Origin of the sequence: Halostagnicola sp. A56 (assembly GCF_000691505.1) — an archaeon.
In the GTDB taxonomy this organism is placed as follows: Archaea; Halobacteriota; Halobacteria; order Halobacteriales; family Natrialbaceae; genus Halostagnicola.
The window spans coordinates 1-13,981 of sequence record NZ_JMIP02000025.1; the positions used below are offsets into that span (position 1 = coordinate 1).

Below are 13,981 nucleotides of genomic sequence, written 5' to 3' on the forward strand. Positions count from 1 at the left end.
TTAGGACTATCATTCGTCGAGTAACTTGGTTGTGTTACCTTGCCCGCTGTGACTTCTAGCTATTCGTACACTGGTGGCGATCGCGGCTGGACTGGTGATGTTCCGAAGATGCGCCTCTCTATCGAGAAACTCTCGAGTCTCGGGTGGGAACCAGCAATGTCGAGCCATGATGCGGTTCGCCGAGGGACACAAGATCTGGTCGACGAATTAACCTCGAATACTCAATTGGCTTCTGACTATGCTCGAGATTTCCTCAACTCTCGGAAGCGGTAGTGAACCGCCTCGAGGTCAAGCCCTGAGGCACTCGGCCTACTCCGCCTGTAGAAACCCTTTATTTTCGTTAATGATATTGAGACAGAGTATCTTGAGAAAGATGATTTGATAGAGCAGTTGACTTCTGATTTCTTTGCGATACTATTTCAGGAAGTAAGAGATACAGATAATCATCGACCAGATTCCAGAGTTCGGGAGTTCTTTATCGACTACCTGCTTGTTGGCATATACTTGTATCGTGATGATGACGAGATGTTATCTTTGGTCTTTGAGAATGTCGTTGAATTCTATGACCGGACAGTAAGCAGTGGGGAGGAAGAGGGTGCTCGATGGATCTATAGGTATCTGAAACTCGCTGGTTGTATTCTTGATCAGTATGAAGACTTAATTGAGGCCCAAAAACTGGTTGAGGACCGGCTGATTTCAGATTTCTATGAGCCGTCAGCTCATATGAGTCAAGCATTGATCCCAAAGACCGCTGAATTAGGCTATCCAACTGATCTACATCATAATCTTCCCACTCTCTCGGCTGATCAGGTCTGGGGGCCTCACCTTCAGGAAGCTGTCAAAAGCGAGTTCTACGAGGATATCGGTGAGAAGTGTATTCAGTATCATGATGAGTTGAAGGAGAAAAGTGAGATGGATGATGCGAAGTGATTTTTAGTATTTGTATAGAACGGTACTCGATGGAGGGGACATTATTGGGGAATCGTGGCGATGTCCACTATTAGTTATGCGGTACATGAGTGCAACGACGGATGTGATGACCGTAGCTACTGCTATTCCTCCTGTAGCTCTCTGTAATCCTCAGCCAGCTGTGCAAATCGTTCGTCGGCCTCTTCGCTAAGTTGCTCTAGTTCTTCGATTTCCTCCTCTGCTTGTTGTTCCATAACTTCGATAGTATCCTCAAAGAATTGCTCTACGTCAGGCCAATTATCAATCACCCACTTAGTCGGGTCAAAGTATGGCTTGGTAATGTGGCCAAAATGCTGTTCGAAATCACGGTCATCGTCTTCTCGATGAAGGTCATCGACCATGACAACGAGAGACTTGGTCCGTTCTAATTTTGATGTCCGTGCTTGTAACGGTAAGACGTTCTCATGCTGTGCATAGTGCCGCAGACCCAGAACTGTTCTCGATGACTCTTTCCTCATATATTCGTTTTTCACCTGCTGCAAATCCTCCCCAAACGATTGACCAACCCCGTTTTGAAGCGTCCTTTGCTGTTGGAGAAGAGTGTAGAGGCCTGAAAGATAGTGGTGGAGTCTCCGTTCAACTTCAAAAACATAGCCTTGTGTCTCGAGTTGCTGAGTCCGTTCTGTTGCGTGCGAGATTTCCTGTCTGTGGATATCTTTCAAATCGTGGTAATCATTCAGTAGTGTGGTCGACGACGTCTCGAGTCAGCTGGACTTTCTCGAGCGCCCGACCCAGTACATCACGAAACAGGAGGACTCCGTCAAAGTCGCCAGGACGATTCGAAAACTCGTCGAGTTCGAACGCCACGACCTGATCAACGGCAGATCGAAGTCCGGCTTCGATATGGTCGTCTGTCGGAACATCCTCATCTACATCAACGACGAGCACAAGACGCCGATTTTCGAGACGATCCGAGACTCGCTCGTCGACGGCGGCTACATGGTCATCGGCAAATCCGAGACGATCCCGATCGGAATGCGAACGGAATTCGACTCGGTGAACGCGGGCGATAAGACCTACCAGTATCCCGGCGACGCGGAATCGTAATCTCCTCCCAGCGACCAGCATCGTAACTTCCACCCACCGACGCGGAAGCGTATTCGGCTCGTATTATCCTGTTGCTACTCTGGGAAACGGGCGCGCGTACGGGCGCGGTTCGTGGACTTGATCTCCAAGATCTCGATCTCGATGGATCGCACCCTCGCCTTTCTGGTCCGGCAATTCACTTCGTCCACCGTCCGGAGACGGGTACGCCACTCAAAAATCAGGACAAAGGAACTCGCTGGAACCGAATTAGTGAGATCGCGGCTCGGTACATCTCCGATTACATCGAGTACCATCGTGACGATGTGACCGATGATCACGGGCGCGAACCCCTGCTTACGTCTAGGTACGGTCGTCTGTCTGGCAACGCGATTCGAAAGTCACTGTATAGGGTCACTCGACCCTGTTGGCGCGGCGAACCGTGTCCTCACGATCGCGATCCCGAAGAGTGCGACGCCACCGAGCTCGATCAGGCGAGCAAGTGCCCGTCGTCCCGATCTCCACACGATGTCCGCAGTGGTCGGGTAACCTATTATCGTCGAGAGGATGCGCCACGGCGAATCGTCAGAGACCGGCTCAACGCGAGCGAGGATATTCTCGATCGCCACTACGACCGCCGCTCTGATCGCGAACAGGCTGACCAGCGCAGCAAATTCCTCCCTGATCTCTAAACCCATGAATGACACAAAGAGCGTCGCAATCCGCTGGATCATCGCTACCCATCGTGCCCGTGAGAACGCCGAGCATCGGCGAGGCGGTCGAACGGACCGCGATGGGTTCGAATCAGGGAGCAGCTTGCTGCGACCGTGGTTCGAATCCCGTCGTGCCTTTTAGAAACTAATCGCCGGTAATTCTACCTATTCGTAAGCGTCGAGTTGGCTATGGTAGACATTCGGAAGATATTTGTTTCGATATATGGACCTCTCGAGATACGTGCCGTTTCCTCCGTCTGCTATCGTTTTCCATTGTTCTCGACAGCACACCGAATCGACCGACTTCGTTCCTGTTGTGGAAGCGAACGTCCTCGAGACTCGCCCCCCAGCGGTTTTATTCTATCACATACAGACATCTGCTACAGTAATTCATAGTGATTATTCGGTGGATTGTGATTTCTACAGAACCCACAGAGGGCACCATGTACAGAAATCTGTTACAGAGATTTGTTACAGATACCTACTCCAGATAGCTACCACAGCTATCTGGCAGGGGAACCGGAGAACACAATCTGATGCAGGGCCCCGCGCCACTGGCGAGCGCTTTTACACGGCTTGGTGCAACGCCACACCCTCTCGAGTAGGGTTCTACGCACGCAAACCTTGGGGTCGAGGCCGGAGGAACCACCTCCAAGACCACACGGATGATCGACCAACTACAGGATGTCCTACTGGTCTTCGCTCCCCATTTCGGCGGATCGCTGCTCGAGTTTCTGATCAATAATGGTGACAGAGCGTTCCACATCCGACGCACTGACCTCATCACCGTTGTCCAGAAGCTTCTCGCGATACGAGTGGAGCGTCACCGACAGCCGGAGAGCATCGGATCGAGGAATCTCTACATTTCGACCTTCCCCGTCCGAACCATCGATACTGCCTCGTAAGTCGAGAAGTCGATGGGCTTCCCGGAGTTCGTCTTTCTTCATGGCAGATTTAGCCATGCGTTCTACGGCGAACAGATATGCATCGATATCGTGTTTCTCCCGATCTAACCGAATTGGATCGGTTAATTCATCGAGTCGGTTCAACGCCCCATGCACCGTTTTGTATATCTTTCCGTTCTCCATTCCTCTTTTCACCCACCTTCGATAATTCTAATATGGCTACCACCAATAACGTTAGTATTTCTGAAGGTTTGACCTATACTCGAGTCAGAGACCGATCAGGACCAACCCTGCTTTCGTGAGTGTCGATTCTATCGGACTCAAGAGCGAAGACATTCAGGTCGAGAGAGGTGGATAGAGATGTTTTCTTGCGCTCTTACGTACGTTGTTGATTTCAGAACGTTGCGTTGGCAGAATGCTGATGAATCTCGCTCCAATTTTCGAGCTTCGGTTTGACACCTCATTGCATTCTTTTCCAACTCTTTTGCGAGTGTCTCGAAGTCACTCCCATTTACTTCGATTAAATCAAACTATGTCTAATAATCAAACCACAATTCGCCTTACATCCGAAGAGTTAGATGCTCTACGTAAGGCCACAGCGGAGAGGTTCGGTGAGGGTCGGCGAGTACCACGAGGCGTCATGGTCAGACTACTGAGCGAGGATTATATCAATGAGTGAGCAAGTGTTCTCAAATCGGCTGGATTCAAACACAAGTACCGTTCGGGTAAATCTGCAACACCATGAGTACCAAATCTTGCAAGAGTGTTTCGAGCAAGCGGGTAAACCTCAACCAGATACTCGCCTCTCTCACAACTCGGCTTTCAAAGATTGGTGCCGTCATGCGGTTTTGCATGGACAGGTAGATCCTACCTCTTTCGAGGTAGAAGCGGTTGATTGGGAGAGTAGTTCATATTGGCCGGGGGATGTCGTATTTACCCCATCGGAAGTATCAAGCCTCAAAGAAGTTACACCTGAAGTCGATAGATTCCGGTCCAACGGTAAGCTCGCTCGAGCCTTCCGTGAGGTCCTTTCTGAGTTTTTGGAAGGTGTCCAGTATGAGTGAGTCGTTCGAGTTGTCGGACGATACACTGGACAAACTCACCGCAGTCAAGCGGTCTACCAGATTGCCTGACGATGCCTCGCCGGAGAAGGTAATCCGCGTAATGGCAAACGCTCTGTTTCCGATGGCAGTAGTTCTTCGTATTCTTTTGGATCCTCGTGAAGATCAAATATCTGCTCATTGAGAATTTTACCAGATGTGATATCTCGTTCTAGTATCGCTTTCCACCGCGTTCCTCGGGCTGCGAATCGGCGGGCTCCTTCGTGTTCGTCCTCGCCGGTTGCACTCGAGTAGACGAAATCGTCTTCCCCTCGTTCCAGAAGCCCGTTTTCGGTTACGAGCGGAGTACCGGGCAACTCGTCGTTCGAGAGACCAGCGTATTCGAGGATTGTCGGGACGATATCGAGCGTACTCACGGGGGTCTCAACCGTCTCACCGATCGGTTCACCAGGTGGGGACACCAACAGCGGCACGTGAAGTAGTGACTCGTGAAGGTGTCGCGGGTGCGTGAAATAGCCGTGTTCGCCGAACGCATCTCCGTGATCTGCTGTAATTATGACAAGACTTGCCTTCAAAAGGTTACGTTCTTTCAATCCGTTAAAGAATATCCTTAGCTGATCGTCAAGATATCGAATTTCTCCGTCATACAAGTTGATCAATAGCTGTCGCTCGGTTTCAGTAATCTTCTCTTCGAGTATTTCGATTGTAGTATCACCGTTCACCTCGGGCCATTGGCGTGTATCTCCATGCTTTATACGCGTTTCAAAAAATCTCGTAAAACAGTTTCGACTAACTCGAAGCGATCTATACGAGTGGTGATTTATACTATCGGTGTACTGCAGGTCAGCGCAGGTACCGTAATAGAACGAATGCTCTTATTACGGTCATTGTTGGTGGCTGAAATCGGCGCCAGCGGTGACCGCAAAGTCGACTCCAGAACGACTCGGATCGGCGACTGACCTTCGCTCAAAGAATTTCATGTTACGTCGAAACCACTAGGAGGCTCTTCACCAACAATGTGCTTCACAGGAGGGATACGCGGTCATTACACCGACCAGTAGGTATGCTGACCATAGGAAATTCCAATGGAGCATCGTACACTACACTGCGCTAGGAATGATGGACCCACTGCCCACTTCGGTCCCGAGGAATAGCGGTCCGGCATCATAATAGAACAGTGCCTCAGAGGGACCGAAAAACACGAGCCCAGTCGAAAGGCTGGTTGAAAACAGCATTGCGAAAAAACGAAAACGCAGGATCTTCGTCTTCGCCGCCGGGTTTGAGAACGCGGAGTTCTGGTGCGTTCCGACTCTGAACGGACGGTCTTGTGTGAGAAATTCGGATTCGACGAGGGAGACGATTTTCTGTTCCAGCGGTTCGATAACTTCCCGCCAGGCAGCCGCTTGGCCGCTATTCCACAGGTGCAGTTCCGCCGCAAGATGTAGCAACCACGCCCAGCCGTACGGTTTTTCGAAGGATTCGTTCGCCTCGAAACAGTCGACCTCTCGAGCGACGTTGTCGGCGGTAACTCGAGCGTCGATGCTCGCCGTGATCTCGGCCGCCGCTGGATGATCGTCGAACAGCCGAAGCTGACGGAGCAACGCCCAGTGGCTATGGACCGACGAGTGCCAGTCGTAGCAGCCGTAGAAAACGGGATGGCGGTCTCTCGGCCGTTCGGGCCCCTTCGGGGACTCCACCGACCGAACGAAGTGGGGAAATTCTGTTTCGATCGAATCGAGCGGATGCTGTGAGAGCGTTGCTGCAAACTCCGGCCCGATCCAATCGCTTTTTCCCGAAAGAATCCACTCCGTTTCGACGTTCGTAATCGGGCCCATCTCTCGACGAATTTCATCTTTTTCGCCTGCATCCAGTTTTCGCTGTTTCGGTCGTCTGTTTTTGACTCAGCGACGCCTCGAGTGCCAGCCGACGCGGAACAGTGAACAGAGAAATGAATTAGATGCCGAACAGGGTCGATTCCTGTTGAAATAGAAAAATAAATCCAGCGCGTATACATCATATATTAGTAGTGTATAATTCAGTAGCCGCCCTTTGTATCGGCGTCATAGTTGGATTTGCGTTACTCATCTACGAGTTTGTCTTGACATCATATATTGAGGATCGCATCGATGAACGTGGTACAACCGTTTTACATATATTGGGTACAGGTGGCGGATCAGGAGTGATGATCTGGCTCACGGACACCTACCTCTCGTCGTTCGTGTATGGACTCGTCGGACTCGTACTCGTGGTTGTCACAGTTACACTCGCCCGCCGTCTGACCGAGTACCGCTGACCGCGGCTCACCCTCGAGTTGACGGCCGTTTGTCTCATCGCGAACATTCTATGTTGCTTGGTGATTATTCCGAGTCGGTGAGCAGATTCGAGAGAACCATCTGACCGAAAAAACTGTATTTATCGATGGTGATATTGGGTGTACAGTTAGCATCTATAGTGTGCGCGTATTTCACGCTAACATAGACCTGAAAATAGAATTTCAACAGAGCTTCAACCTATCACTACATCTACTCTCCGATATTGATCAATCCGAGAGAGCCTTCAATACAACGTCGGTTCCACGCATAAGTCGATGTTCGAGGTAACTCCCCTCACTGTGACCGTCGCCCGTGTGTCGGGACTCGGTAACGCCAAGGAATGACTGCTCTTTGAGAAGCCGATAGACACGGTCTCGGCTCAATTGATCGCTCCCTGCAGCAGTTGCAATACTTTGATAGACCTGATAAATCTCATGTGTGGAGAACGCATTCCCTTCCCGGTTCTCTGTGAGTTTCGCTAACGCCCGCAAAAGATACGTAACATGAGGTGTGGACCCTGAAACGAGTTCTTGAAACCGTTGAACTTCGGCTTTTTGCTGGCCACGTTCCACATGCTCTTCGGTCACGTGAGTGTCGTTCTCGCGCTCAGCCAATTCACCAGCCTTCTGTAGGATATTGATTGCTTTTCGTGCATCCCCATGTTCTCGAGCTGCGAGTGCTGCAACTTTCGGAATGACACCATCTTTGAGAACGTCCTGTTTGAAGGCGTCACGGCGGTTCTCGAGAATAGTGCGTAATTGGTCAGCATCATATGGCTGGAAAATGATGTTTTCATCTTGAAGGCTTGAATCAATACGCTCACTGAGCCGATCTCGGAACTCAATTTTGTTACTGATAGAGATGACTCCAAGATAGCAATCAGTCTTCCTAGTTTCCTCTGCTCAAGAGAGTTGCATAAGCACATCGTCTTCACGAAGTATATCAATCTCATCAAGGAGAATAATACACACATCACGGGTCTTGAGAAGATCCCAGGGATAGCGGTAGTATTCGTTTGCGCCAATTCCTTGATCTGGAATATTCGGTGCAGACTCAGTTTGATCTGCAAGTTGAGTCGTTATTTCACGAGCAACGCGCGTCTCTGTAGGAATTGCGACGGTGGCTGTTGTTGGGTTCATCGCCAACGGAACTCTTCCTTCGCTTGCTAGACAAGTCTTTAACCGATTATCTCGCTCTACAAAATCTGCGGCGAAAAATGGCACAAGCAGCCTGTCTACTGCAGAGCGAGCGGCGTACCTCCGTCGCAAACATCCAGAATGGGATGAGGAGAGAGTCCAGCGGGTGATACAAGCCCTTAACACGACTCCCTCAAAAAGGGGGACTAATGGCAGAGACAGAGCAGATGGATCAAACCGATAGCGATCCAGAAGCGATCTATACTGCGATTCGAACCGAAGCCGAAAAGGTACTCGTTGGTAACGACACAGCGATTGAGCATCTCACGATTGCATTATTGACTCGTGGCCATCTTCTTCTCGAGGGAGTACCCGGCGTTGGTAAAACTACTATTGCAAATCTGTTTGCAAGCAGCACGGACCTCGACTATCAACGAATCCAGATGACGCCTGATGTTCTCCCAGCGGACATTACTGGAACGCATATCTATCGTGAAAACCGGGGCGAATTCGAACTTCAACGTGGCCCGATCTTTGCAAACGTTGTCGTTGCAGATGAGATCAATCGAGCGACTCCAAAAACACAAAGCGCACTCCTCGAGGCGATGCAAGAACGACAGGTCACTATCGAGGGTGAAACACTCCCGCTACCAGACCCCTTCATTGTCGTTGCAACCCAGAATCCAATTGAGATGGAAGGCGTGTTCGAACTACCGGAAGCACAGCGGGATCGATTTCAATTCAAATTTCCTGTTGATGTTCCTGCGCGAACTGATGAGAAAGAATTGCTCGAGCGGTTCGATGAGAACCCTGGGCTTGGCCCTGACGACATCACACAGGCGGTTACGATCCCCGAGATCATCGATGCACGGTCGAAAGCAATGGATGTCTACACAGCAGAGCCCGTTAAACAGTATATCTTAGACCTTGTCGAAGCGACTCGCGAGCACCCACAGATCATTCACGGGGCATCACCACGCGCAAGCATCACATTTCTTGATGGTGTGAAGGCTCGGGCAGCTATTTACGGACGTGATTATGCAATTCCCGGTGATGTGAAAGAACTCGCGAAATCAGTCCTCTCACACCGTCTCATCTTGAATACAGATGCCGAATTAAATGATATCAGACCTGAAACGATTATTGAAGAAGTGGTCAACAGCGTTGAACTCCCAGATACTGATGCGGCCGAAATCCGCGAGCTAAGATCAGAGACAAAAAGCTAGCTCGAGTCACTCGCCATCAATTCTTTGAATATATCAGATCCTAAAAATGACCAAATCGGAGCAATAAGTATTAATGGCCCTATTAGTCAGACGACTAAAGAGGAGTTTCGAGAGAAGTATGTTGGGCCAGTAATCAATGCAGCTGATGAGATAGAACTTCGGTTATCCATTGAAGACGACAACTAGATATACGATCGCATCACAGACTGCATCTCTGACCTTGAGCATCTTCTGTCCTAGATTGCCTCCTCGTTCAAAGTTAGTAATTGGACAACAAGTCAAAGACACAGCACAAGAAATACTTGTGTGCGTGGAGGTGCTCAGAGCCACAGCTCTCACATACATCGTTTGTTCACTCGATTTGGGTACGGCGGTTGTACGTATTGTCTAAGACCGATAACTTAAACATCCTTGCTCTACTTCTCGATTCCGTCGTTAATTCTGTATGATCTCGAGCGGTTCGTAGGTGTTTCGCGGATCGTACAGGACGACTGGCACGACCCCTGCGGTCAGCAGGAAATCGTACCGGTTGAGTAGAACGCAAGCACTGCCACCAAGCATTCAAATAGGTGTTTTGACGACGAACACATCACGTGTTATGAGCATTGCCGTCTATGTTGATGCCCGTTTAGCTGATGTGAATTCTGAACTGTAGTTCAACGAGATGTCGTCACTCCACAGAACCTATTCGATATGAGTCGATTAGGTTCCGGATGGCGGCCCGCTCGCCAAGATTGACGAGGCCAGTATCAACGATATATTTGAGGCTGGTGAGGACCCAATCTACTACTGCCGACAACCATGATTGATCATATAGGAATTATCCCTAATAGAATGAATGCATGCGTCACGCCAGCGGCTACAGGAATTAACACTATGGTTCTAAGCACAAAGAGGACAACAAGATCGAGGAAGCGTATTGGTATATCATCAAACATTTCCATCATCATGGGTGCAGGAGCGGCAAAGAAAATCGCTTGGGATGCTACAAGAATTGTAACATAAAACTTAGTCATAAGGCTAGCCTCTGCAGCAACTGATGCCCCAACAATCACTTCAGCGAATCCTACAATCGTAGCTATTGCTGCAGTTTTTGGTTCAGGGATACCAAGCACTGACTGGTCACGGGTTGCCTGTTCGACCGCTGCTTGGTCTGTGAGCAAGAAACAATTGTAGTTACTGACGCTGCGCTGGATCACGGACTGTTTAAAAATGTTGTCGGGATGGGTCGTGTATTTTTGCACCACGACGACGAATTCTTCGATCGTATCGATGATGACTAGCCCGTATCCTTGATCACTGAGGAACGATCGGAGCTGGGTAAATTCGTCCGGAGGGACTTCGAAGCGATAATGCTGGTTGTTGTAGTAGTGCTTGAGGCGATCGAACACCTCCTCGTTGTCAAAATAATGCTTGAACAGATACCTCTCATCGACCTCAAAGACGTTGACCCGTTCCTCGCCGCCTCGGTAGAATGCCGCCATTCCGTATGGTAATAGATACCATGAATAATTGAGTGTTCTCCCCTCATCAAGCAGTATCCCTCAAACCAATTCATCACACTTCCAGCGGATCGATTTGGTATTTCTCATCGACGAGAACGATTTATTTGCTGGTGAAGCCTGCGAATGGGAGCTGGAGTCACCGGAGTTAGCAGTCTTCGCTTAGGCAGGGTAGAGCAGTATTTTCACCCGGATTCTTTCATTTGAAAGGCGTCCGTTTTTGCTTCACGCTGCAGCTCACGGTTTTCGTTCGGAATGAGATTGAGTAGTCGATCGGGGACGAGACGTTCAGCCAGTCCCGGAATCCGGAACAGATAGGCGAGTTTGATCAGTCGATCCGTGGTGATCCCTGCTTTGTAGAGGTACTCCGAGATGCCTGTATCGAGAGTGAGATATCCCTCCTGCTCGAGCCAGGAGTTGACGTTGAAAACCGTCTCAATCTCGGTCGAACCGTGATCACTCATCAACACCAGGTTACAATCACCTTCGAGGAAGTCGCCGACGTGTTCGTCGACGATCTGCCATCCGCGTAGGGTGGCTTCGTCGTCCCAGAGGAAGTGGTGGAGAGAGTTGAGGTAAAACGTCGTGATCTGCAGGAAGGAGACACCGTGTTCTTCAGCCAGGTCTTTCCCGACAGTAAACCGCGAATCGATGAGATCGAGAATCTCCTCGATCGCCTCATCTCTATTCACGGAGAGTCGATTACGTTTCGTGACCGAATAGTCGTAGTCCGCTTCCAGTTTGTCTTCGAGCGATAGCTCTGCACTCGTCAAGGAAATCGGACTCAAATCCGAGATTGACTGACCTGTGCTGTACTGCCAAAATAGCCAGAGCATGAAATCAGAGTCAAATGAGATCTCACTTAGTCTCCCACCCGCGGGCTCGGCAGCTTGAATCTCTTCGAACACTTGTTGATATGTTGGCATTGAACCACGAACCAATACCGTCTCTGGAGTCGTCGTGAGCAGATCCGCTGTCTTTTCAGAAATTGGCTGAGCTGTGATGCGTTGACTTTGCCCGGGATCGTACACTTCAATCTCTTCCCCAAGCGATTCTTTGCGGAATCGAGCCCCTGTTAACTGCCCACAGAGCGCTAATGCCCTTTCATCGCAATCTTGATTGATGGAATCGAACGGGAGTCGTTCAAACCCAGTTCGACCAATATCTGGGTACTCAACGTCCGAAAATGGCTGTAATTTGACTAGATCCCCGAGTATTTTTTCAGCTGAAGCATCACGGGCTCTGCAAGCCTGGAATACCAATTGTCCGTGAAACTCAGTGGGAGATGAACTCCGAGATTTCCGATCTTCAAAGCGAGATCGAGCAACTGAGCAGCGGAGCGACATCGCACGGAGAGTGGCAGCAAGTCGAAGAACTCGAGAGTCAGATTTCGAGTCTGAAAGACGAACGAAAGGAACTGCAGAACGCCGAGGAGATCACAGATTTCGACTCCGAGTTAGTGGCCGATGTCGCTCAGGCTGACCTCGAGGCCCAACGTGAGGAAGCCGAGCAAATCGAATCAATCTACGCCGAACTGGAGGAGAAAGGTCTGGACGTCGAGACACCGTCGAATTCGGCGGGCGCAGACATGGCGTCGTTGCAGCAGGATCTGGATACATCGAGTAGCGAAATAGACGCGGAGGAGGTCGATGCGATTCTCGGCAACAATGCCGAATCCTCCTCTGAAGGTGGACAACAGAGTCAACACGAGACCCTGCGGAAAATCCTCGAGGAGATCAAGAGCACCCGGAACGCGCTCGAAACGCTTCGGTTGCGTGTGGACATGGATCTCAACAGCCGAGAGTTCAACAAAATCATGGATAACAGAGCCGAGGCGGTCGTGGAGGAGCAAATCGGATGAACATCTACAATCTTGAGTTCGAAGGTGAAGAGATTGGCCCGATTGATGTGTCTGCAAGTCCTGATGTGGCCGAACAGTCCATACTGCAAAGTCAAGGCTCTGCAGAGACGGTCACGGGGCCAACAAAGAGCATTGGCTTCACGATTACAATCGACGGGGCTAATGGGCGACTGCGGGCCGTCGAGGCACAAGAACTACTCTCTGACCCAGCGTTCAGTCCAGTGTCAGTTAGTATCCCCGCACAACCGGATTTGGGAGGGTATTACGCGGCATCGAGTGTTGACAGAGACGTCACGTTATCACAACCTAAGGGAGATGACCATCATTCTGTGCCAGTCACGCTCTCTCGAGTTGGATCACAGGGCTCTGTCTTCAGGGCTATCGAAATCAACGAAAGAGAGGCAGACCATGAGTTTGGGAACAGCCTCGAGGCGTACATTTCGATTCCAGCAGAGGCTTCGAAGGCCCGCTGGTTCACTCCTGAAACGGGGCAAGCCGTTCCGGCGTCATCTATGGAAACAGTTGAAACAGCAATCGGCGCTGTTGACCGGTATGCTATCGAAAATGGCGATACACTCATCTATGAAGTTGAGTATGCAGATGACGACATAGGCGATTGTCGCGTTGTTGATGGGGACTCGCTCGTCTTCGACCCGATGCATAATTTTGAGGATACACTAATCCTCGACAACGGTCTGATCCGATTCTATTGCGACGTGTCCGACGGTTCGATCGAGGCCGAGAAGTGGGACAGCGCCCAGGAGTGGACGACGGTCGGCCGACGTACGATCAGGGTGAGACATTCAATTCCATCATTATCTTCTTTAAGTCAGATGATTTTCAAGAAGTCGGCATCCGAAGCGTGTGGGAGAAGATAGATGAGAGGTTAGATGAACTCGAGGGAGACTTCGAATTGGAGGATGAAATGAGTGATACCCCGTATTCACGCATCTATCGCCGGCCGGATGGGAGACCAAATGATCGATTCCTCTCTATCCACGTGATCGATGTCAGCGCCCAACAACATCATCAGGTGAGTGCAGAAACCGTTAGCTAATCCCCTCAAAAAGATTGGTGTGTATACTCCTTTATATGGCTATTAACCTTGGGTCCTTTCCAAACATAGGAGATTCTCTAATACGGGACAACACCGGTCACCTATCTGCTGTTCTAGTCCTATTGCGGCGTCAAGATACTCGGTCGTGAGCTTCGAATACGCGATTGACTTCATCCGCAAATGAGGTGGAGATTCACCGCCACAGTCAGTCTCATC

Annotated in this window: 13 protein-coding genes and 3 pseudogenes; 8 read left to right on the plus strand and 8 right to left on the minus strand. The window is 50.1% G+C overall.

Annotated features, from left to right (window positions below; translation table 11 throughout):
* Positions 1-48 precede the first annotated feature (48 nt).
* Both EL22_RS18655 and EL22_RS14160 read left to right on the plus strand, forming a co-directional pair.
* Positions 49-273: pseudogene (locus EL22_RS18655) on the plus strand (hypothetical protein); the annotation flags it as partial.
* A gap of 105 nt (positions 274-378) precedes the next feature.
* Positions 379-930 carry a hypothetical protein gene (locus EL22_RS14160; protein ID WP_156184159.1) on the plus strand — a complete coding sequence of 184 codons (552 nt, stop codon included), beginning with the start codon at positions 379-381 and terminating at the stop codon, positions 928-930.
* Between the two features lie 122 nt (positions 931-1,052).
* Here EL22_RS14160 and EL22_RS14165 read toward each other — a convergent pair whose 3' ends face one another.
* Positions 1,053-1,631, minus strand: coding sequence for a hypothetical protein (locus EL22_RS14165; RefSeq protein ID WP_050052106.1), 579 nt, complete (start codon positions 1,629-1,631; stop codon positions 1,053-1,055).
* Positions 1,632-1,653: 22 nt separating this feature from the next.
* On the opposite strand from EL22_RS14165, the gene EL22_RS14170 reads away from it, so the two are divergent.
* Together EL22_RS14170 and EL22_RS19395 are read left to right on the plus strand one after the other, a co-directional pair.
* Positions 1,654-2,016 (plus strand): CheR family methyltransferase, encoded by a 363-nt coding sequence (locus EL22_RS14170; RefSeq protein WP_050052107.1) that lies wholly within the window; start codon positions 1,654-1,656, stop codon positions 2,014-2,016.
* A 62-nt stretch (positions 2,017-2,078) separates the two neighbouring features.
* A pseudogene (locus tag EL22_RS19395) lies at positions 2,079-2,684 on the plus strand (site-specific integrase); the annotation flags it as partial.
* A 710-nt stretch (positions 2,685-3,394) separates the two neighbouring features.
* On the opposite strand, the gene EL22_RS14185 reads toward EL22_RS19395, so the two are convergent.
* The 5 genes and pseudogenes from EL22_RS14185 to EL22_RS18165 all read right to left on the minus strand — a co-directional run bounded on the left by EL22_RS14185 (position 3,395) and on the right by EL22_RS18165 (position 8,122).
* A complete protein-coding gene (locus EL22_RS14185; protein WP_050052110.1) occupies positions 3,395-3,793 on the minus strand; it encodes a hypothetical protein in 399 nt (132 codons plus the stop codon).
* Positions 3,794-4,727: 934 nt separating this feature from the next.
* Positions 4,728-5,393 carry a sulfatase-like hydrolase/transferase gene (locus EL22_RS14190; RefSeq protein WP_050052111.1) on the minus strand — a complete coding sequence of 222 codons (666 nt, stop codon included), beginning with the start codon at positions 5,391-5,393 and terminating at the stop codon, positions 4,728-4,730.
* A gap of 378 nt (positions 5,394-5,771) precedes the next feature.
* Positions 5,772-6,506 carry a DUF2891 family protein gene (locus EL22_RS14195; RefSeq protein ID WP_082146806.1) on the minus strand — a complete coding sequence of 245 codons (735 nt, stop codon included), beginning with the start codon at positions 6,504-6,506 and terminating at the stop codon, positions 5,772-5,774.
* Positions 6,507-7,210: 704 nt separating this feature from the next.
* Positions 7,211-7,867, minus strand: a pseudogene (locus tag EL22_RS19400) (Cdc6/Cdc18 family protein); the annotation flags it as partial.
* An 18-nt stretch (positions 7,868-7,885) separates the two neighbouring features.
* The gene (locus EL22_RS18165) at positions 7,886-8,122 is read right to left on the minus strand and encodes a hypothetical protein (RefSeq protein WP_197075923.1); all 237 of its coding nucleotides are present in this window, start codon (positions 8,120-8,122) and stop codon (positions 7,886-7,888) included.
* A 206-nt stretch (positions 8,123-8,328) separates the two neighbouring features.
* On the opposite strand from EL22_RS18165, the gene EL22_RS14205 reads away from it, so the two are divergent.
* On the plus strand, positions 8,329-9,345 hold the full coding sequence (locus EL22_RS14205) for a MoxR family ATPase (protein ID WP_050052113.1): 1,017 nt from the start codon (positions 8,329-8,331) through the stop codon (positions 9,343-9,345).
* 24 nt (positions 9,346-9,369) lie between these two features.
* Positions 9,370-9,531, plus strand: a complete 162-nt coding sequence (locus EL22_RS19405; RefSeq protein ID WP_197075924.1) for an IclR family transcriptional regulator C-terminal domain-containing protein — start codon at positions 9,370-9,372, stop codon at positions 9,529-9,531.
* A gap of 623 nt (positions 9,532-10,154) precedes the next feature.
* On the opposite strand, the gene EL22_RS14210 is transcribed toward EL22_RS19405, so the two are convergent.
* Together EL22_RS14210 and EL22_RS17405 are read right to left on the minus strand one after the other, a co-directional pair.
* Positions 10,155-10,829 carry a hypothetical protein gene (locus EL22_RS14210; RefSeq protein ID WP_050052114.1) on the minus strand — a complete coding sequence of 225 codons (675 nt, stop codon included), beginning with the start codon at positions 10,827-10,829 and terminating at the stop codon, positions 10,155-10,157.
* Positions 10,830-11,032: 203 nt separating this feature from the next.
* A complete protein-coding gene (locus EL22_RS17405) occupies positions 11,033-12,109 on the minus strand; it encodes an alkaline phosphatase family protein (RefSeq protein WP_197075925.1) in 1,077 nt (358 codons plus the stop codon).
* Between the two features lie 23 nt (positions 12,110-12,132).
* Here EL22_RS17405 and EL22_RS14220 point away from each other — a divergent pair, with 23 nt between their 5' ends.
* Positions 12,133-12,708: a hypothetical protein gene (locus EL22_RS14220; protein WP_050052116.1), complete on the plus strand. Its 576-nt coding sequence runs from the start codon at positions 12,133-12,135 to the stop codon at positions 12,706-12,708.
* A complete protein-coding gene (locus EL22_RS14225; protein ID WP_050052117.1) occupies positions 12,705-13,586 on the plus strand; it encodes a hypothetical protein in 882 nt (293 codons plus the stop codon). The genes EL22_RS14220 and EL22_RS14225 overlap by 4 nt, the downstream gene beginning before the upstream one ends.
* Positions 13,587-13,981 lie beyond the last annotated feature (395 nt).